The organism is Prochlorococcus sp. MIT 1223 (assembly GCF_034092465.1).
In the GTDB taxonomy this organism is placed as follows: domain Bacteria; phylum Cyanobacteriota; class Cyanobacteriia; order PCC-6307; family Cyanobiaceae; genus AG-402-N21.
On record NZ_CP139303.1, the window covers coordinates 800,164 to 819,020 of the forward strand.

The window sequence follows — 18,857 nt, forward strand, 5'->3', positions numbered from 1 at the left end:
GGATTAGGTCAACTAAATTTCTCGCTTCAACAAATTATCTCTCATAAATCATTGAAATCACAGATTCATCTCGCTCGTAAATCTTATCCCGTCTTTGCTTGAGAGTCTGAGTTAAAAGGCCATTTTCAATTGTAAATGGCTCAACAAATCCCACTCCAAAGACTCTTTCTTCAGAGCGAGAACCTACACGAGCTGAAAGAATTCTATTAATTTCACTCCTAAACAAAGTTCTCAATTCTTTATTACCTGAAGATCCCAGCAAATTTCCTGATGTAAATAATCCATTTTTCTTAGCCCAATTTAAAACCATCTCATTGTTGGGAACAACCAATAAGCCTAGCTGTCTCTCATCTTGACCAACCATCATTACCTGTTCAATTAATGGGCTTGCTACCAAGCACTCCTCAAGGGGACCGGGCTCAATATTTTCTCCATTGCTTAAAACAATCGTGTCTTTGCATCTGCCCGTAAGGACTAAAGATCCATCACTTAATAGCATTCCTAAATCCCCAGTGTTAAACCATCCTTCTGCATCTAGAACTTTTTGAGTCTCTTGAGGACGACGTAAATATCCCTTCATCACTTGAGGCCCCTTAACTAGAACCAAACCCTTCTCATAAAGATTCTTCAATACTTTTGTTTCTTGATCTATGATTCGAAATTCTGTTTCTGGCAATGGAAGACCTGCAGATCCTCTTATATTTCTCCATGGCCTTCTACAGCTCACTACTGGACTAGTCTCTGTAAGGCCATAACCAACTAATAGTTCCAGTCCTATGGACTCAAAAAAAAGATCTACATGAGGAGCTATTGCACCACCACCACTTATAGGGAAAAGTAATCTTCCTCCGCAAAGCTGATTCAAGACCTTAGGCCATAAGAACAAAGCTGAGATTTTATGTAGTGGGAATCTAAAAACAACTTCCAAAACTGCCTGAAATCTTTTTAAAAGACTCACCTTATAGATTAATAAATTTCTGGTTTTTCTTAATGCAACTTTATAAGCAGAGCTATTTTTAAGAGCTGCTTTAATTAATTTTTGCTTATTTGCAGGCATTAATTTAACTGCATCGTCAAAACCAATTTTTATTGCTTCCCAAAGCCTTGGGACAGTAGCCATAACAATTGGTCGAACCCTAGGTAAATCAAATTTTAATTTTTTAATTGTTGTATAACTCTGCGAACATGCACAAGAGAAAAAGTAATACTCAGCGCTCCTTTCATAGGAATGCCAAATAGGTAAAACACTTAAGACAGGAGCTCCAGGGGAGGGATCAGCGACACAAGCAAGTGATCTGATTTGATGCAAGAGATTTGCATGACTTAAAGGCACACCTTTTGGCTTCCCTGTGGTGCCAGATGTATATAGGATTGTTGCTATAGCAGTGTCAGTATTTTCAACTAAAATTTGATTTGCTATTTGATTAGTTGAAGTATTCAATGACTTATTAAGACCTTTCTGTAGAAAGTCCTCCCAGGAAGTCGCACAACTTGTCGCTTCACCTTCAAGTTGTAAAACAAACTTAAATCTTCTTTGTTCTTCTTCGGAAAGCTCCAGTTTATGCAATAAGTCTGCAGATTGAATGACAAGTCCAATTGCTTTTGAATCTTCCAGTATGTATCTAAGCTCTTCAATTGGAGCAGATGCACCGCGAACAGCATCTATAGCATTTACACGCATTATTCCCTGATCAATAACAAGCCAACGCGGGCTGTTTTCTGAAAAAATTGCTACTACATCACCGTTTCCAATACCAAAACTGGAGATTCCTGCTGCTGCTGCACTAATCAGATCTGAAAGTTCTGAGTAATTAAATCTTTCAGGAGGGGATGCATGAGGCGCATCTACAGCTAAAACATTTCCATAATGGGCCTTTAACCATGGCCACATTTGATCAACACGCTCAAGATTTTCCACATAATCATGTAATAATCTTGCTCTTTTCTCTTGTTTTGTAGGACGCCATTTCGATTCAGCAAAAATCAAATCATTGCTTAAATAGCGCATTTTTTTTAAATTCATACTTAAATTCTGCTTTTTAATAATTAAAACTATTACCCAAATAAATCCATAGAAATCTAAAAATTGAATTAATTCAAATACTCAAATTTAAAACGGTCCATTAAACATTTTTTTATTAAAGGCTTAACTTCATTAACGGTAATCCCTGGAATCCAGTAATCAAGCTTTCCAACCAAATCACTGTTTAGGCCACAAGGTAATATTTTTTTGAATCCATTTAAGTCACAATTGACATTGAGAGCAATTCCATGCTGAGTAACCCAGCGACGACAGCCTATTCCAATTGAAGCAATCTTAAAGTTATTGCACCAAACACCTGTTAATCCCGGAACTCTCACCCCCGTAAGATTTAGAGCTTTGAGTACATCCATTAGAACCTCCTCAAGCTGCCGTAGATACCATGCTAAATCAGTTTTATATCGATGAAGGTCAATTACCAAATAAACGACCAACTGTCCTGATAAATGATGAGTAACCTCTCCTCCACGATCAATGCGGAACAATTCTGAAGGTGAGGACTCAATGTTGAAAAGAAGATTCTCTTGACTTGATCCTCTCCCAAGGGTGTAACAAGAAGAGTGTTCTAATAGCCAAATCGCCTGCGGAGCTTGAGGATCCCGAAGAAGCCTGCCCCTCCATTCCCTCTGCCAGTCCCAGGCTGTCTCAAATTGGACTAAGCCTTTTGGCTCAAAAATGCAAGCAGACGAACCGTTCTCTGTTACATAATTAGTATCTACTCTTCCAGTATTACCTGGCGCCGGAGGCATTAAATGAAGCTGCTTATTCATGGGCGAAATCTTGAACTAACACCTGCACTGCGTGAATACACACAATTAAAAATTGAAAAAGCTACACATCATTTTGAAGAAATAGTACAGGAAGCTGATGTTCATCTTTCTGTAGCAAGGAACCCAAGAGTTCCACAACAAATTGCTGAAGTGACGGTTTTTGCGAATGGAACTGTCATCAGGGCCCAAGAACGAAGCGAAAATTTATACGCAAGTATCGATTTGGTAGCAAGCAAATTATCGCGACAGCTAAGAAAGTATAAAGAAAGACATAATCATCATCATCCAAATAATAGTAATAAGGACTCTAATAATTCTGAGACAGAAGATATTTTCGTTGACAATTCTATTAATGATTCACTGACAAAAGGGAAAGAACCTTATCTTCCTAATCCTGGCATCAGAAGAAAGTATTTTTCAATGAGGCCAATGAGTATTGAAGACGCGAGACATCAGCTTGATTTAATTGATCACGATTTCTACTTGTTCAGAGATAAAGATAGCAAAGAGTTACAAGTAATCTACAAAAGGAATCATGGAGGCTATGGAGTTATACAAGCCAAGGACTAATTATTTCTTCTCTTGAAATGATTAACAATCCTGATCAATATAATCAAATCGAGACCTCAGAGCTTGCTCAACTAATACATCAAGCCGCTTTAGGCCCGCATCTTTCAGAAGAAGCTCTTTCTCAAATTTGCAATGCCACTAAGCATTTTGATTTTTCAGGATTATGTACAAATTTAATTCGATTAGAAAAAGCAAAAATATTTATGGGAGCAAAGCATCAAGCAAAGTTAATTGCAGTTATAGCTTTCCCTTTTGGAAACATCCCTGGAGACTTAAAAAAACAAGAAGCAGAATGGGCTGCTAATCAAGGCGCCAATGAATTAGATGTTGTTCCAAATTTCTTTGCTTTACAGCAAGGAGAAGCAAATAAGTTTGCCGAAGAGCTTGCAGAGATATGTGAGATAGGACTTCCTGTAAGAGCTATTCTTGATAGTAATTATCTATCAAAGGAAAAGTTATCATTAGCTATTTCAGCGTCTATAGATGCTGGGGTATCTGGGGTGATAAGCGGAAACGGATTTGGGCAACCAATTTCCAAAGAAATAATCAAAGAAATGTCCAAGCTAGTTAAAGGGCAATGTGAGCTCAAAGCAGTTGGGGGAATAAAAACTCTTTCTCATGCAACAGAAGTCCTGCAAGCAGGAGCAACTCAAATAGGCACTAGTTTTGGGATGGAATTAATGCAAGAGATAAGGAGGGGACATAAAGATTGACTTCATCTGAATACCTCAAAGGTCTCTCCCTAAAAGTTAGTCCACTTGGTGAAAACGATAGATTACTAACTTTCCTAAGCGATTCAGAAGGCATCACACGCTTAGCAATTCCTGGAGCACGGAAACCCAAAAGCAGTCTTGCCGCAGCAGCACCTCTGACATTTCTAGAGCTACAGGTAGTCGGAAAAAGAGGGCTTAAAAGAGTCAGACAAATGAAAATTATCAAAAGTTTTAGTAATTTAGGAAAACAATTAGAGACCTTAGCTGCAGCACAAGTCCTGAGCGAACTATGTCTATTGTTAATAGCCAATAATGATCCTCAGGCAAATTTTCTAAGCACAGTCTTAATTCATCTCGAACGTCTAGAAGAAATAAGTTATAGCCATCAAAAAGATATATTAATTTTGGCCAATTGTGTCCAGTCTTGTGCTCACCTACTTGCTTTAGGTGGTTATTCTTTACCTATTCAAGTCTGCTCTCAAACCGGCAGGGAGCTAGTGCCACCCATCGGAAATTGGGAATGGAGATGTAGTTTCATGCCAGACGAAGGTTTTATCATCGGGTCAGTCCCAAATGCTTTAATTCAATTAAACCCATCTGAATTAGCCCTACTTCAAAGACTTCTTCATCCCGATCTTCCTAGAAAAAAAAATGGAGAGATAATGGGACCCAAAGAAGTTTGGTTAAAGCTATTAAGCGTCATAGAAGGATGGACAAATAATCACCTGCCCTATAGAGTTCGTTCACTAAAAATGCTAAAAGAGATTCTTACTTCTCATCAAGATGTAGACACTAATAAATAATAAAGTTTCAATGATTAATATAGCTACTAGAAGTAGATAAAGTATAAAAGATTTAAGTTCAAATTACGTTGAATCGAAACATGAAGGCTTTAGCCTAAGAAAAGGTGAAAGGTAAGCAGCAAGATGCTTCAAAAAAATTAGCTGGACAAGATTCTTTGTATTTGAAAACTGAATGAATATTTATATAGACATCTCTCTCTTATGCAATTAAATCTCTGATTATCGACCTTAAGATTTTGCCTAAGCAAACATAATTAGAAAATTTTCTAGAAAAACCACTAATAGGCTGCTAATTTACATATATAATTTGCATCCTACAGCTAGTGGCGCATATCGCCTGGCTGGGCAAGAAAACGCCATTCTGCGGAAATGTTAGCTACGGCCTAAGCACCACAAAGGCGCTTAGGGAAAGAGGTCATAAAACAAGTTTTATTCACTTTGACAATCCAAGTAACCCAAATAACAAGCAAACTTCTTTACTAGCAAATGATCCAGATGTAAGTCTTCCTTATCTCATTAAATCTCAGGTTTATACAATTCCTTCTCCGCGAGCACAAAGAGAACTAAGAGAATCTCTTGAAAGACTTAAACCTGACCTAATACATGCAAGCCTTACTTTGTCTCCACTGGATTTCAGATTACCTGAGCTTTGCCACCAACTTCATGTTCCAGTAATAGCAACATTCCACCCTGCCTTTGATTCAGGGATGAGGAGCTTAACTGCGAGCACACAACAGCTGACCTATCAACTTTATGCGCCATCGTTAGCGAAGTATCACAAAGTGATTGTTTTCTCTGAAATGCAAGCAGAGGTGCTCGCCAAACTAGGTGTAAAAGAAACTCGAATTGAAGTAATTCCCAATGGAGTAGACCCAGACTTATGGCTACCTAAAGACGCAAATAATGAAACATATGTTCAACGCAAAGTAAAAGAGCGCATAGGGAATAGCCGTATCTTTCTTTATATGGGAAGAATTGCTTCAGAAAAAAATGTTGAAGCCCTTCTTAGAGCATGGCGTCAAATAGAAACAAAGAACTGTCGGCTTGTAATTGTGGGAGATGGTCCACTTCGACCAACCTTAGAAAATAATTTTCTGGCAAATGATGATGATGATGTCCTTTGGTGGGGGTACGAATCAGATTTAGAAACAAAAATAGCACTACTTCAATGTGCCGAAGTATTTTTACTCCCCAGCCTAGTTGAAGGCCTTTCAATAGCTTTACTTGAAGCAATGGCAACTGGTACTGCATGTATTGCGACTGATGCAGGAGCAGATGGAGAAGTTCTTGAAGATGGCGCAGGAATAATCATGAGCACTGACAATGTAACGGCTCAATTACGCACTCTTATTCCAGTACTTAAAGATCAACCTGTTCTAACTACAGAGTTAGGTAGACGTGCAAGGTTAAGGATTCTTGAAAGATATACTCTCAAACAAAATATCGATGTTCTAGAAGAACTTTATAAAAAACTTCTAAAAAGAAAAGAAGGGAACTCCCTCAAGCCAATTCACGACTTCTCTCAGCAGCGACAACAACAGCCTCTATCAAAGCAGATCGCACGCCTGCCATTTCAAGATGTCTTAGAGCAGCAATAGTTGTTCCACCAGGTGAAGCGACCATTTCTCTTAACTCGCTTGGATGTATTTTTTGCTCATTTAGCAATAAAGCAGTTCCAGCTAAAGTTCTATTAGCTAAATAATTAGCTCTTTGACGTGGCAGCCCAGCAGCAACGGCTCCATCTGCTAAGGCTTCTATCATCAAAGCAACATATGCTGGGCCTGAAGAAGTTAATGCTAAGAAAGCATCTAATTGTTTCTCAGGTAATTCAAAAACCTCACTAATCGGAGTAAAGATATTTCTGACTAATGTTTTCTGTTCCATCGTAACTTCTTTTCCCCACGCCAAGCCAGTGAGGCCTGCTTTGGCCAATACTGGAGTATTAGGAACAGCTCGGACACAACTATGTTTTGGGAAAGATTCCTGAAGTCTTCTTAAAGTGATGCCAGCAAGCAAAGAAATCAATAAAGGTTTTCCAGAGCTATGTGTATTAATCGTTGGAAGTTTAATTTCATTTAGTTGCTGCGGCTTAATTGCCAACAATTGAACTGGTGCAGTCCAAACTTCTTTAGCTATAGGATCTGACGATGCGACAACTTTTAATTCTTTAGGAAAATCCTCTAAAGCGACCTCCACACTTTTTTGTTGACCTACAACAGCTAAAACACTATCAGGCTTAAAATCACCATTTTCTATTAAAGGGGTAAGAAGAGCTTGAGCCATCCGACCAAACCCAATTACGCCAAGAGATAAAAGCACTTAAATTAGAGAGCCGCTGCCAGAGAATCTCCCCAAGCCGGCTCAGGGGCCGGAACGACTTCTTTAGATAACGATGATTCATTATCCTTATTTACGACTGTGGAAGGAGAGGCTTCTTCTTGAAAAGAGTTGGTAACGTTGACACAGCTTGGGGCGAATAAAAAGATACTCTCACCAACTCGCTCTTGATGACCATCAATTGCAAAAGTGCCACCTGCAACAAAATCAACTGCTCTTTGAGCTTGATCAGGCTCCATCATTGTTAAATTAAGTATGACTGTCTTCCTTTCTCTCAAAGCTTGGATTGCTCTTGGCATCTCATCAAAACTTCTTGGTTCCATGAGATTAACTTCAGAACTTGTAGAAGAAATACCTGGCATACCAATCACATTAGAAGATGCTGAATTGTCTTTTGAGGAAAAAGGATTCGAATGAGCTAGAGGAGCAACCTGCTTACCATAATCTCTCGGGTTCCTATTCCCAGAATCAAACTCATCTCCTGTTTCGTAATCGAGCTCATCAAAATCACTATCTAAATAGTCGTCACCAGCAACGACAGCACGAAGACGGGAAATAAGCGACACCTGTTAATTCCTCACGAGAAATTGTGAATTAAGTTGGGATTAATCCCAATTAAAGGAAGATCTTCTAAAAAAGACATAATCCTCATACTTAAATAACGTTCCTTTAAGTCTGGGGCAAGGTTTTTAATTACTTTTTTTGATATCTCGAAGAATATTGAATTATTTAACACGATCTCCAAACAAAAACGAACCAACGCGCACCAAAGTAGATCCAGCTTCTACCGCTTGTCTCCAGTCTTGACTCATTCCCATTGAGCAATCTTTTAATTTAAGTGAATTCGCTAATTCCCTACACTCACAATACAGTTTTTTTCTCCCTTCTAAGTCAAGGTCAAAAGGGGTGATTGTCATTAATCCGCAGATTTCAAGATTAGGTGAATTTGATAATTTTTTCCAAGAGACCAGAAGATCTTCAACTGAAAATCCAACCTTTGCTGGGTCTTCTCTAAACTTGACTTGAAGCATTATTTGAGGAAATCGATTTTCTTCTTTAGAGATTCTTGCAATTCTTTCTGCCAGCTCTAATGAATGGACAGAATGAATTACATCAAAATGTTGTACTACGGACCTGACTTTATTGGACTGCAGGTGACCTACAAAATGCCATCTGATCTTATTGATATCAGATAAGTTTTTAATTTTAGGTAAAGCTTCTTGAAGCCGACTCTCGCCAAAGTCAAATTGGCCATGCTCTGCAAAAATTCGAATGATTGAATCAGGATGACCTTTACTGACAGCAAGTAAGCCAACCTTTGGAGGCAAAAGCCTTTTAATTTGATTTAGTCGATCAGCAAAACTCACTAGTTAAATAAAAGTTTGTTTAAATAATTTTTGCCAAGACTCAAGTTCAATTGACCTATCTCTTCTACATTTTGAGATATTCACTTCAGCATGATGTCTTGCATCCATATATGGAATAACTTCAAACTGAGCTCCTCTTGGTTGAAGAGTAACTAGAAAAAACATTTTTTGGGCATATAAAGTTGCATATACATCTCTTCCTTGCCCAGCAGGAGAAACCAAATAAAGCATCCCAAAAGTAGGATGATTTAGATATCGCTCAGCATTCAATGTCTGAAAAATAATTCATTAACCAAAACCTTACATCTTTACGTAGTCAAATAACACTGGAAATGTTTTTTATCATTAATTGCCTATTTGACTTCTTAATATCAATCCCACTCCAAAAGCAAGTGCTGAGAATAGATTGATACCTGAAATCTTAACTATTGATCTTTTTGGTCTGAAATACTTCGAGGGGAGAAAATTACCATTTCTTGCAACAAGAGCATCTGCACCTTGTTGAGATCTTAAAAGAATATTTGATAGCAAGCGTTCACCTACAGACAATAAGATTCCAAAAGATGATTTCACCCCAAGCTTCTTAAAGTTAACTGCTCTTGTCGACAAAGATCTCAAAAGGTTTTGAAATTCTTCTTGAATTAGAGGAATAAATCTTAAAGCCAAAAGCATTTGAAAGCTAATTTTCTCCGAAGGGAAACCTAATCGCTCTAAAGGAGTGAGAAACCAATTCAATGACCAAACAAGATCTTCAGGAGTTGAAGTTATCAACATTAAATTCACGCTATGAACCACTGTGAAAATTAACGTTGAGCTATTCAATCCCAATTGTGCAGAGCGTCTGTTAATCAACAAAGGGCCTATTTTTATCTGCCAACTAGGGCTATCAGGGATGAGAACTTCTAATTCTTGAGGGTCTCTAATTGGTATCACCGATGATGGTTCACCTGTTGGTAGAAGGATTGCAAATATGCCTATAAATGAAGCCAATAGAACTAAAAAAACAAGTGGTTTAATCCAAATTCGACGAGGTAGGCCACTGACAAAAGTTATAAATAAAAGCGCTAATACTAATCCCATTCGCCAAGAGACAGGAGCAAGAATAGGACTTAACAAAAAGAATAAAACCCAAACGATTTTCATTCGTGGGTCTATTAAACGTAACCACCCCTTTTCTCCAGATACATATTGACCTATTGGGACCTTGCGTAACCAATCCATAAATCAAGGAGAAGATTCTATTTTTTGTTTAGCCAAGTCCTTCTCCGCATCTCTTTGAGGCTTACCCCTCCAAAATAATCTCAAAGGGGTACCTTCGAAGCCTAATCCTTCTCTCAAGTGTCTTTCAACATATCTACGATATGTTTCCCCAAATAGTTTTGGATCATTTACAAAAAGAGTAAAACTAGGAGGGCTAGTCGCGACTTGTGTTCCATAATAAAGACGTCCTTGTCTTCCACCCCTACTAGTTGGAGGACTTCTCCAACTAGTAGCCTCCTTGAGCACCTCATTAACAACTGAAGTACTTACTCTTCGACGATGTTGCTCTATCGCCAATGCCGCAACAGCAAAGATTCCTTCTACTCTTTGGCCTGTCAGAGCAGAAGTAAATAACATATTTGCCCAATCAAGGAAATAAAGTTTTGCTCGAAGCTCTTTTTCCATCTTTGTCATCGTGTGACTATCTTTTTCAACAGCATCCCATTTATTTACGACTAAGACACAAGCTCTCCCATCTTTCTCGATTTTGCCAGCCAAGCGCTGGTCTTGTTCAGTCACGCCATCCAAAGCATCTATTACTAAAATACAAATATCACTTCGTTCTATTGCTTTTAAACTCCTATTGATCCCAAAGAATTCGGGTCCATAATTAACACTTTTCCTTCTACGTATTCCTGCTGTATCAATTACTTTCCATAATTTATCATTTTTAAACAAACTTGCATCAACAGAATCTCTAGTTGTTCCGCTAATGGGACTAACAATCGAACGTGATGATCCACATATTGAATTCAAGAGACTCGACTTCCCTACATTAGGTCTGCCTACAATTGCTAATTCAATAGGTTCTTCTTGTTCAAAACCTTCTTGAGCTACAGGGAGAAGGGATATAACTCGATCAAGTAATTCACCTGTCCCAACCCCATGAATTGCTGAAATTGGATAAGGTTCACCCAATCCAAGTTTCCAGAATTCCGCGGCCATTGATAATCCTTGCTCAGGAGATTCACATTTATTAACTGCCACCAACGTTTGGCAAGGATGAGATCTTAGCCATTCAGCAATCGATTCATCCGCTGAAGTAATTCCTTGTTGCCCATCAACAATTACTAGTGCAACAACTGCTTCGGTTAAGGCTAAATCAACCTGTTCTCTAATCTCTGGTAAGAACTCACTGTCATCATCAAATAAAAGTCCCCCCGTATCGACAACCTTAAACTCTCTATCTCCCCAGTATCCATCTTGATAAATTCTATCCCTTGTAACACCTGGGATATCATGAACAATAGCTTCACGACTGCGGCACAAACGATTAACTAACGTCGATTTTCCAACGTTAGGGCGACCAATTATTGCGACAACAGGACGCATCAAATCTATTCCCCTACATAAGAGTATTAATCCTTTATAGACCAATTGGGTGAATGATTCTGCATACTGGTTTCAGGAAATAAGAATTTCTGAAAACAATGCATAAAAAATCAGAAGGTCCATTTAGAAGAAAATCCATTGATAAAACAAGGGATTTTAGTATTCATGCGCCATGGGTAGGAGCGGCTATAGCCTTAATTGCAATTGCTCAATTGCCAATTGCAATTAAGACTAGTTTAGATCTTATCTGTATTACGAAAGGAGTTAATGAGAACAACCCCACAATCTTGTTATGCAAAGATCTTTAAAGCTCTTTCAAGAAATACATGAAAGAGAATGAACCGTACTCTTAATGAAATACACCTTCCAGGCAGAGGTACTCAAAGAATTCTTAAATCTATAGTTTTACAATCACCTTTGGCTGGAATAAGCGATCAAATTTTCCGGAAATTAGTTAGGAAATGGGCCCCGGAGGCTTTACTGTTCACGGAAATGGTAAATGCTAATAGCTTAGAGCTGGGTTACGGAAGAGAAAAGATTAAAGAGCTTTCTAAGGAAAAAGGACCAGTAGGCGTTCAACTTTTTGATTTCCGTATCAAACCAATGATTGAGGCAGCAAAGAGAGCAGAAGAAGCCGGCGCATATTTAATTGACATAAATATGGGGTGTCCCGTGAAAAAAATAACTAAAAAAGGTGGAGGGAGCGGGCTCCTCAGAGATTTAGATTTGGCTGCAGAAATTATTAGTGAAATCTCAAATGCCGTCAAAATTCCTGTTACGGTAAAAACTCGTCTTGGATGGTGCAATAAATCATATGATCCTATTGGCTTAGCTCTGCATCTTCAAGACGCTGGGGCTCAACTCCTTACTTTTCATGGTAGGACAAGACAAGAGGGCTTTTCAGGCAAATCCAACTGGGTTGCAATTGCAGAAATAAAAAAAAGATTATCAATTCCAATAATAGCTAATGGAGATATAAGCACCCTGGAAGATGCACGTAAATGCTTGAAAATAACTGGCGCAGATGGTGTCATGATCGGGCGCGGAAGTTTAGGAACACCTTGGTTTGTTGGACAAATTGATTCTTTTCTTAAGTCTGACAAAACATTCAATGAACCAACTACAAAAATGAGACTCGAGATTGCTCTTGAGCATTTAGAAAGTCTTTTGCAAAGCAAAGGTGAACATGGGCTTTTGATTGCCCGCAAACATTTGAATTGGACATGCAAAGATTTCGAGGGTTCTAAAGAGTTCAGGAAAGATCTTTTAAAAGCAAATTCATCCAAAAAAGCAATATCACTAATTAAAGAAAAAATAAAAACTTTAGATTGATTTTTATAAATAAGCTTCAGGCAAAACATCTGGCCAAGTCTGTCGAATAATCAATAAAGAGAAATAAGGACACTCGCTTTGAGGAACATCTCTTGCTTTCATCACTTTTTGATCATCAAAACCTATCCTTTGGGCAAAGACGGAATCCTCCAAAAGATTCATTTCATCAAGTAAAGGTCTAACCCAAATCCATTTTTGACCGAGCTTGAGTAAAACAAGAATTCTTCGTTTCTCTACCACCTCTCGCAATAAAGTTTCTAGAGTCTCTTTTTTACTAGGTATAGGCACTATCAATAATTGCTCTTGTTGAAACCCTAAAGGAAGTTGACTGACTGCTGCTGCTGCTGAAAAAGAATTTATCCCGGGAATAATGTTTACAGGGCAGTTAGGGTAATTAAATTTGAGCGCCAATAATAAGTAGGAGCTAGTCGCAAATAAAGAAGAATCTCCCTGACATAAAAAAACCACCTGCTCACCTTTACTTACTTCCTTCGCTAATTGATCACTAGATAAACTCCAGGCTATCTTTCTTAACTCAACATCAGCAACCATCGGAAAAGTAAGAGGTATTTTCTTCTGTCCTGTTGTAATCCAATCTGACGCAATCTTTAACGCCAAGCTTTCTCCACCAGTAGCAGATACTGGGAAAGCCACAACAGATGCTTCTTTAATAGCTTTTACCGCCGCCAGTGTAAGTAAAGAGGGGTCACCTGGACCTAAGCCCACTATTGTTAATTGGCCTTTTGTATATGATGACAATTAAATGCTCCAAAAATCTAAAGATTTAGATAACAGTAATTTAGCTATATATTAATGTTTAATATAATATGAATCTTTGGATTTAAAATCCCAAAATTCATATTATAGGTAGTAAATTATTTAGCTATGCATTCTTGGATAGGGATGTAAATCATCAAGAATTCTAGCCTCTTTCTCTCCTAATTCTGCCATTCTTGAACGAATATCTGAATTTTTAAATCGTGCTTCTGAAAGACTCCAATATAAACCAAAATGTCGTGCTTCACTCCTCAACAAATCTGCATACAAGTCTCTTATTTCAGAATCATTAGAATGAATTGCTAATAAAGACATTCTTTCGTGACTTCTTGCTTCGATTAATCCTGCAACCAAAAAACTATCGAGCATTCGAAAAGGCTCTTGTTTCCTAATTTCTTTAGCTAAAAGTGAACCATAAGGAGGCGCCGCTAATAATTTCAAGCATTTTCCTTTTGACTTTAGAAGAGTTAAAACTCTTTCAAAATGCTCTAGTTCTTCTCTAGCTAGAGGACTTAAAATCTCTGAAAGGCCATCTTCGCAAACGTATCTAAACATTAATTGCATTGCAAATCCAGCCGCCTTTCTTTCGCAATGGGCATGGTCTATAAGAATTTCAATTGGATTCTTTAATGCTTGATTTAACCAGGAATCACTAGTTGAGCTTAATAGCCATTTGATTCTTAAATTTGATTTATCTAACTTTTTTAGATATTCCATTTCTACTTTTTAACTTTTCTTAGAACATTCAAAAGTCCTCGCATTGCAAGTTCATAGCTAGTTTCTCCAAAACCACAAACCAAACCAATTGCTTTATCTGAAATAAAAGAATTATGACGAAATTCTTCTCTTGCATAAGTATTGCTTAAGTGTAATTCCACATAGGGTATATGAACACTAAGCAAAGCATCTCTTATCGCTATTGAGGTATGGGTATAGGCTCCAGCATTAATCAAAATACCATCAATCTTATTAATAGCATTATGAATGCAGTCCACAATTGCACCTTCCGAATTGCTCTGAAAACATTCCAAAGAAACATTTTCGTCCTTTGCTTTGATTTGTAAATCTCTCTCTATAGAATCAAGTGTTGCCGAACCATATATATCTCGTTCACGCTGTCCAAGAAGATTAAGATTTGGACCATTAATTAAAAGCAAATGCATGGGCCAAACCATCGTTAACTTCTAAATTTTATCCAGAAGTGGCCATAACGCACAACAATACTCATGACGGTCTCCCTCTTAACTGATAATCTCCAGTAGTGGAATGTATTGGGTCGGTGCCCGAGTGGTTAAAGGGGGCGGACTGTAAATCCGCTGGCTATGCCTACGTTGGTTCAAATCCAACCCGGCCCATTTCCATAAAAGCCCTTGTAGCTCAGCGGTAGAGCACTCCCTTGGTAAGGGAGAGGTCTCGGGTTCAAGTCCCGACGAGGGCATCGTCGGAAAGGCATCAAAGAGATTCGATATAAATTAGTTACTGTTGGAGGGCAGTAATTTTTTCAGAAGAGATGATGATGTTTAGCAGCACAAAGCAAATAAAATCTTCGATGCTGAAATAATAAGCACCATCAGAGGTGGTTATGCAAGGTCGAGATAGATAAAAATATAATCAAGTAAAGACAATCAATAAAAGTTTATTTATAACTCTAATAGACTATAGATATAGTTTATTATTGAGGTATTTAACTCTAAAATATTAAAGTTTGTTGCTTGAATGGTATTAATTAAATTAGCTGATATTAAACCATTTTTTCCCTTCGAAGAAGAATAAAGAAATTCCAATATGCGAACAAATTTTGATGGACACTTATCTCTTCTTATTTCAATATCCTTTATTTATGATTTGGAATTAGCCTTGTAAAACTTGTATTGAAAGAATTTGCTTATCTCCGATAGTATTGGAAAGGAAAAATCTTTTATATGAACTACCTTGGAAATATTCTAAACTATCAAAAAAGACTAAATAATTTATATGAAACCCAAGAGATAAAAAGCATCATCAAAGAATAAGGCTGGTTTCCATTATTCCTACTCTTTTTTTATTAATAAAACTATTAATAGTCTTCAATAGATTTTTTAATTAAGTTAGTAATCATATCAGAAAACGAAAGGCCTCTAGCTTTTGCTTTTTGATTAATTATATCTCTTAATTCTGGACTAATAGATTCTAATTTACCATAATACCTTGAATACATTGAGCCACCTCGAGGACTATTATGCACAACTTTAGAATTAATATGTTCTTCTTTAAAAGTATTACCAAAACTAATTTTATAAAAAGAATTTTGAACTATCCACTCTAATTTAACATTGGAAGCCTCTTTAGGTAATAATTTAATAGGGCATTTAGCTGCATATAAAGAATTATTTTCCATGATCATTTTACCTATATCATGATCCCTTAACCAAGGTGCAACTGACTCATCCGAAAACATTACTCTAGAAATTGAGGAATTTTTCAAAACCCTGGACATTTCCGAAACCGCAAGTCTGATAGAATGGAATCTGTTGATACCTCCAAAATGGTGGCAATAGTCAAAGACATTATCTAATAAGGGTAAATTACATGCGTCACCATTAAAAAGAATAAGTTTTAAATTAGATTTATTAGAAATGAAAACATTATTTTTTTTAATTCTGTTAAAAATGTAATCAACAAATAAATCTGAATGATCTTGAGCAACTATAGTGATGTTTTGTAAATCTCTCGTTAGAATACGATCAATTAAATATTCGATCTCGTGACCCAAGCCAACGCCTGTTATCAATATTTTTATATCATTGTTTAATGATAACTCGGAAAAGAGTTCATTTCTTAAAGAAGTCTCAGTAAGATTAAATGTATCATAAAACCAAGAAAGATAATTCCTATAAAATTGAATACTGGATTCTAGAGTATATTCGTTTTGACCTTCAGAATTTTTCTCTTTTGAAGTTTCATGTTTGAAATAGCATCTTTCTAAGGGTCCTATTGATTCAATTGAATCGAATTGAATTTTAAACATTGTACTCTGCTTTTATTTAACATAGCATCTCTTTTATCTTTCTGGCTAACAATAGTCTAGTAATAGATAAACTCAACTTTCCATAAAGACTCCTATTTAAAATATACTTCTTATGGTTGTCAACAAATGACTTAAAATTATTATAGGTTAAATCTTTCTTAATAAAAGATTTAATTTCAGATTCAATCTGAAACCTTTATTAGCTTTATGGTTTATTGAATCCGAATTTAGAATAAATAGAGGTTTTTAGAAAAAGATAGTCGGATTTAACTAATGTTCTTGAAAGTATGGGAACATAACTAATTATAATTAATCACAGATGATAGTAAGTTGAATTTATAAAAAATACACCTTTAATTCTTTTCCCTTTTTGAAGTCTCCTCTTCATTCATCAATCTTTTTGCAGTGAGTGGACTGCCATCCAATGCCCATGCCCATTGAAAGAAAGAGGCTTAAATACATCACAAGGAGATACACAATGATCAATACCAAAGTCGAATATCAATAGGTCGCCCGTATCAATTAAACCATCTGTTGAAATAATTATATCATCCTTATCTCTAAACATCATTTGTCCTTCATTCATAGAAGCATAACTAATTTCTTGTGGTGAAATTTCGCGACTCTTTGAATTTACTTTTGAGACTTCTGATAGACACAAGCACATACCATAATTTGTAGGAAGCTTAGGGTGACTATGCCAATCAAAGTAACCACCACCTTGAGGATAATATATAACCTGAGGAGCTGATTTGTATTCTATTGGAACATTGTCTACCCTAAGATTAATATTATAAAATTCAATTAATTGTTTAAAGATCTTAGATGTAAATAAAAACTTATCAAGATTTCCTCCCAATAATATATCTAACATTATTCTCTTTGTATCTGAAAAGATAGGATTATAATCAACTGTGTAGAATATATCCTTATGCCTATCTAACATCTGATCTTGATTTATTGCTGGATATTGATTTTGAATTAGACCAATCATTTCTTTAACCATATTCTTAATAGTATTTCTATCTTGAATGAAGGACTTAATAATAGTTATAGGCTTTTCAGATGGTGTGAATGAAGATTGGCTATTGGGTATTATTTGTATATAGTCTGATATGTCGCCATTTTTACCTTGATTAGAAATAGAATTAACTCTATCGTTTATTAACATATCTACTCTCTCTCCTCTTACTTTAATAGATGAATTCATTATTTTTAAGATTAAAGATATTTTCTACCAATTTTATCAAAATCAATCCTCAATGTCGAATATTTGTAACTATAATCATTTATTAAGTATTAAAATTCCTATAAGTAAAACGTCTGTGTAAGGTTAAGATACGTTCTTTAAAAAGTTTGATATTAGGTTTAATTACTATTGAACATATTATTATTAAAGGGAAGTTTAAACAATAAGTAAACAGGAAATATCCGAACAAATCAGAACTCAAAAGGTAACATTTGTGTTGAATAGCTCCTATCCTTTTCTTACTTTTTATAAGACACATTATGGTTAATACTTAACAGGTTAAAGATGGCGGATTAGGCCTGCTATTTTGTTATAAAGAATTACTTATTAGATTAAATTTGTAGCTCTAAGCAATTCTGTGGTTATACCTCTTTCCCTCATAGAGTGTCCTGCATCATCAACAATAACAAGCTTACTATTAGGCAAGGCTTTCCTTAGGTCCCATGCACTTCTAACAGGGCAGACAACATCATATCTACCTTGAATAATTGTAGTTGGGATAGATTCAACAGCAGAAATATATTTAAGTATAAAGTTCTTTTCTAAGAAAATATTATTTATAAAATAATGGCATTCAATTCTAGCGAAGGCGTCTGAAAATAAAGTGTTACCTGATTTAATCAAATACGAATTATCAGGGATAAGATGACTAGTAGCCATTTCCCATCTAGTCCAAGCTATTGAAGCCTTTTCTCTTATCAGCTTATTCTTGCTTGTCAACATTTTATAAAAAGCTCTAATCAAGTCTTCTCTTTCTTCAATGGGAATAAGAGATTCATATGCCTCAAACTCCTCTGGAAAGATCTCACTTGCTCCCTTCTGATAAAACCAAAGCAACTCAGACTCTCTACATAAAAATATACCTCTAAGAATAAGACTTTTAACTCTATTAGGGTGCTTAATTGAATACACAAGAGACAGTGTTGAACCCCATGAACCGCCAAACAAATGCCAATCTTTAATCTTTAAAAAATCTCTTAATTTTTCCATATCATTAACTAAATCTTGAGTCGTGTTTTCTTGCAGTTCTGAATGAGGGATTGATCTACCACATCCTCTTTGATCGAATTGAATAATATCAAATTTTGCGGGATCAAAATATCTCCTATAACTCTTTTGACTTCCCCCACCTGGACCACCATGAACAATTAAAATAGGTATTCCTAAGCAATTGCCACATCTTTCCCAATAAATAGAGTGTAATTCACTTACTTTTAATAAACCCGTTTCCCTTGGATCAATTTCTGGGTATAAAGAAAAATTCATTATTAGAAATTTCTATATAAATAGCAACATCCT

20 protein-coding genes and 2 tRNA genes are annotated in these 18,857 nt (G+C 36.3%); 8 read left to right on the plus strand and 14 right to left on the minus strand.

Annotated features, from left to right (window positions below; translation table 11 throughout):
• Nucleotides 1-34: 34 nt before the first annotated feature.
• Both SOI85_RS04270 and lipB read right to left on the minus strand, forming a co-directional pair.
• Nucleotides 35-2,023, minus strand: coding sequence for an AMP-binding protein (locus SOI85_RS04270; RefSeq protein WP_320664992.1), 1,989 nt, complete (start codon nucleotides 2,021-2,023; stop codon nucleotides 35-37).
• A gap of 68 nt (nucleotides 2,024-2,091) precedes the next feature.
• Nucleotides 2,092-2,811, minus strand: coding sequence for a lipoyl(octanoyl) transferase LipB (lipB, locus tag SOI85_RS04275; protein ID WP_320664993.1), 720 nt, complete (start codon nucleotides 2,809-2,811; stop codon nucleotides 2,092-2,094).
• On the opposite strand from lipB, the gene hpf reads away from it, so the two are divergent.
• The 4 genes from hpf (at nucleotide 2,794) to SOI85_RS04295 (ending at nucleotide 6,495) form a co-directional block, all read left to right on the plus strand.
• Complete coding sequence (gene hpf, locus SOI85_RS04280; protein ID WP_320664994.1) at nucleotides 2,794-3,381, plus strand: ribosome hibernation-promoting factor, HPF/YfiA family; 588 nt, start codon at nucleotides 2,794-2,796, stop codon at nucleotides 3,379-3,381. The genes lipB and hpf overlap by 18 nt on opposite strands.
• 17 nt (nucleotides 3,382-3,398) lie before the next feature.
• Nucleotides 3,399-4,094, plus strand: coding sequence for a deoxyribose-phosphate aldolase (deoC, locus tag SOI85_RS04285; RefSeq protein WP_320664995.1), 696 nt, complete (start codon nucleotides 3,399-3,401; stop codon nucleotides 4,092-4,094).
• Complete coding sequence (gene recO, locus SOI85_RS04290; protein WP_320664996.1) at nucleotides 4,091-4,897, plus strand: DNA repair protein RecO; 807 nt, start codon at nucleotides 4,091-4,093, stop codon at nucleotides 4,895-4,897. The genes deoC and recO overlap by 4 nt, the downstream gene beginning before the upstream one ends.
• Nucleotides 4,898-5,220: 323 nt before the next feature.
• Nucleotides 5,221-6,495: a glycosyltransferase family 4 protein gene (locus SOI85_RS04295; protein ID WP_320664997.1), complete on the plus strand. Its 1,275-nt coding sequence runs from the start codon at nucleotides 5,221-5,223 to the stop codon at nucleotides 6,493-6,495.
• Here the strand turns inward: SOI85_RS04295 and proC are convergent.
• The 6 genes from proC to der form a co-directional block, all read right to left on the minus strand.
• Entirely contained in the window at nucleotides 6,398-7,216 is an 819-nt protein-coding gene (gene proC / locus SOI85_RS04300) for a pyrroline-5-carboxylate reductase (RefSeq protein WP_320664998.1), read from the minus strand. The genes SOI85_RS04295 and proC overlap by 98 nt on opposite strands.
• Nucleotides 7,217-7,221: 5 nt before the next feature.
• A complete protein-coding gene (locus SOI85_RS04305; RefSeq protein WP_320664999.1) occupies nucleotides 7,222-7,800 on the minus strand; it encodes a cell division protein SepF in 579 nt (192 codons plus the stop codon).
• Between the two features lie 159 nt (nucleotides 7,801-7,959).
• Nucleotides 7,960-8,601: a YggS family pyridoxal phosphate-dependent enzyme gene (locus tag SOI85_RS04310; RefSeq protein ID WP_320665000.1), complete on the minus strand. Its 642-nt coding sequence runs from the start codon at nucleotides 8,599-8,601 to the stop codon at nucleotides 7,960-7,962.
• Nucleotides 8,602-8,604: 3 nt separating this feature from the next.
• Nucleotides 8,605-8,871: a PipX family protein gene (locus SOI85_RS04315; RefSeq protein ID WP_320665001.1), complete on the minus strand. Its 267-nt coding sequence runs from the start codon at nucleotides 8,869-8,871 to the stop codon at nucleotides 8,605-8,607.
• Between the two features lie 75 nt (nucleotides 8,872-8,946).
• The gene (locus SOI85_RS04320; protein WP_320665002.1) at nucleotides 8,947-9,822 is read right to left on the minus strand and encodes an energy-coupling factor transporter transmembrane component T; all 876 of its coding nucleotides are present in this window, start codon (nucleotides 9,820-9,822) and stop codon (nucleotides 8,947-8,949) included.
• Nucleotides 9,823-9,825: 3 nt separating this feature from the next.
• Nucleotides 9,826-11,196, minus strand: coding sequence for a ribosome biogenesis GTPase Der (gene der, locus SOI85_RS04325; RefSeq protein ID WP_320665003.1), 1,371 nt, complete (start codon nucleotides 11,194-11,196; stop codon nucleotides 9,826-9,828).
• Nucleotides 11,197-11,291: 95 nt separating this feature from the next.
• On the opposite strand from der, the gene SOI85_RS04330 reads away from it, so the two are divergent.
• Nucleotides 11,292-11,501, plus strand: coding sequence for a hypothetical protein (locus SOI85_RS04330; protein WP_320665004.1), 210 nt, complete (start codon nucleotides 11,292-11,294; stop codon nucleotides 11,499-11,501).
• A gap of 28 nt (nucleotides 11,502-11,529) precedes the next feature.
• Nucleotides 11,530-12,525 carry a tRNA dihydrouridine synthase DusB gene (gene dusB / locus SOI85_RS04335; RefSeq protein ID WP_320665005.1) on the plus strand — a complete coding sequence of 332 codons (996 nt, stop codon included), beginning with the start codon at nucleotides 11,530-11,532 and terminating at the stop codon, nucleotides 12,523-12,525.
• A gap of 3 nt (nucleotides 12,526-12,528) precedes the next feature.
• On the opposite strand, the gene cobI is transcribed toward dusB, so the two are convergent.
• From cobI to aroQ, 3 genes are all read right to left on the minus strand, one after another.
• Complete coding sequence (gene cobI / locus SOI85_RS04340) at nucleotides 12,529-13,284, minus strand: precorrin-2 C(20)-methyltransferase (protein WP_320665006.1); 756 nt, start codon at nucleotides 13,282-13,284, stop codon at nucleotides 12,529-12,531.
• A gap of 120 nt (nucleotides 13,285-13,404) precedes the next feature.
• A complete protein-coding gene (locus SOI85_RS04345) occupies nucleotides 13,405-14,019 on the minus strand; it encodes a tRNA-(ms[2]io[6]A)-hydroxylase (RefSeq protein WP_320665007.1) in 615 nt (204 codons plus the stop codon).
• A 2-nt stretch (nucleotides 14,020-14,021) separates the two neighbouring features.
• Entirely contained in the window at nucleotides 14,022-14,465 is a 444-nt protein-coding gene (gene aroQ, locus SOI85_RS04350; protein WP_320665111.1) for a type II 3-dehydroquinate dehydratase, read from the minus strand.
• Between the two features lie 110 nt (nucleotides 14,466-14,575).
• Between aroQ and SOI85_RS04355 the strand changes: the two genes are divergently transcribed.
• Together SOI85_RS04355 and SOI85_RS04360 are read left to right on the plus strand one after the other, a co-directional pair.
• Nucleotides 14,576-14,657, plus strand: a tRNA-Tyr gene (locus SOI85_RS04355).
• Nucleotides 14,658-14,668: 11 nt separating this feature from the next.
• Nucleotides 14,669-14,740 (plus strand) — tRNA-Thr (locus SOI85_RS04360).
• A 618-nt stretch (nucleotides 14,741-15,358) separates the two neighbouring features.
• Here SOI85_RS04360 and SOI85_RS04365 read toward each other — a convergent pair.
• From SOI85_RS04365 to pip, 3 genes are all read right to left on the minus strand, one after another.
• Nucleotides 15,359-16,309, minus strand: a complete 951-nt coding sequence (locus tag SOI85_RS04365) for a class I SAM-dependent methyltransferase (RefSeq protein WP_320665008.1) — start codon at nucleotides 16,307-16,309, stop codon at nucleotides 15,359-15,361.
• Between the two features lie 391 nt (nucleotides 16,310-16,700).
• Nucleotides 16,701-17,519: a hypothetical protein gene (locus tag SOI85_RS04370; RefSeq protein WP_320665009.1), complete on the minus strand. Its 819-nt coding sequence runs from the start codon at nucleotides 17,517-17,519 to the stop codon at nucleotides 16,701-16,703.
• A gap of 366 nt (nucleotides 17,520-17,885) precedes the next feature.
• Nucleotides 17,886-18,824 carry a prolyl aminopeptidase gene (gene pip, locus SOI85_RS04375; RefSeq protein WP_320665010.1) on the minus strand — a complete coding sequence of 313 codons (939 nt, stop codon included), beginning with the start codon at nucleotides 18,822-18,824 and terminating at the stop codon, nucleotides 17,886-17,888.
• Between the last annotated feature and the right edge of the window lie 33 nt (nucleotides 18,825-18,857).

Excerpts from the sequence above, each read along its gene's own strand:
- SOI85_RS04270 (WP_320664992.1), bottom strand. The coding sequence starts at position 2,023 with ATGAATTTAAAAAAAATGCGCTATTTAAGCAATGATTTGATTTTTGCT.
- SOI85_RS04365 (WP_320665008.1), bottom strand. The coding sequence starts at position 16,309 with ATGTTTAAAATTCAATTCGATTCAATTGAATCAATAGGACCCTTAGAA.
- hpf (WP_320664994.1), top strand. The coding sequence starts at position 2,794 with ATGAAGCTGCTTATTCATGGGCGAAATCTTGAACTAACACCTGCACTG.
- SOI85_RS04330 (WP_320665004.1), top strand. The coding sequence starts at position 11,292 with ATGCATAAAAAATCAGAAGGTCCATTTAGAAGAAAATCCATTGATAAA.
- SOI85_RS04320 (WP_320665002.1), bottom strand. The coding sequence starts at position 9,822 with ATGGATTGGTTACGCAAGGTCCCAATAGGTCAATATGTATCTGGAGAA.
- lipB (WP_320664993.1), bottom strand. The coding sequence starts at position 2,811 with ATGAATAAGCAGCTTCATTTAATGCCTCCGGCGCCAGGTAATACTGGA.
- SOI85_RS04345 (WP_320665007.1), bottom strand. The coding sequence starts at position 14,019 with ATGGAATATCTAAAAAAGTTAGATAAATCAAATTTAAGAATCAAATGG.
- dusB (WP_320665005.1), top strand. The coding sequence starts at position 11,530 with ATGAACCGTACTCTTAATGAAATACACCTTCCAGGCAGAGGTACTCAA.
- deoC (WP_320664995.1), top strand. The coding sequence starts at position 3,399 with ATGATTAACAATCCTGATCAATATAATCAAATCGAGACCTCAGAGCTT.
- SOI85_RS04370 (WP_320665009.1), bottom strand. The coding sequence starts at position 17,519 with ATGAATTCATCTATTAAAGTAAGAGGAGAGAGAGTAGATATGTTAATA.
- pip (WP_320665010.1), bottom strand. The coding sequence starts at position 18,824 with ATGAATTTTTCTTTATACCCAGAAATTGATCCAAGGGAAACGGGTTTA.
- aroQ (WP_320665111.1), bottom strand. The coding sequence starts at position 14,465 with ATGCATTTGCTTTTAATTAATGGTCCAAATCTTAATCTTCTTGGACAG.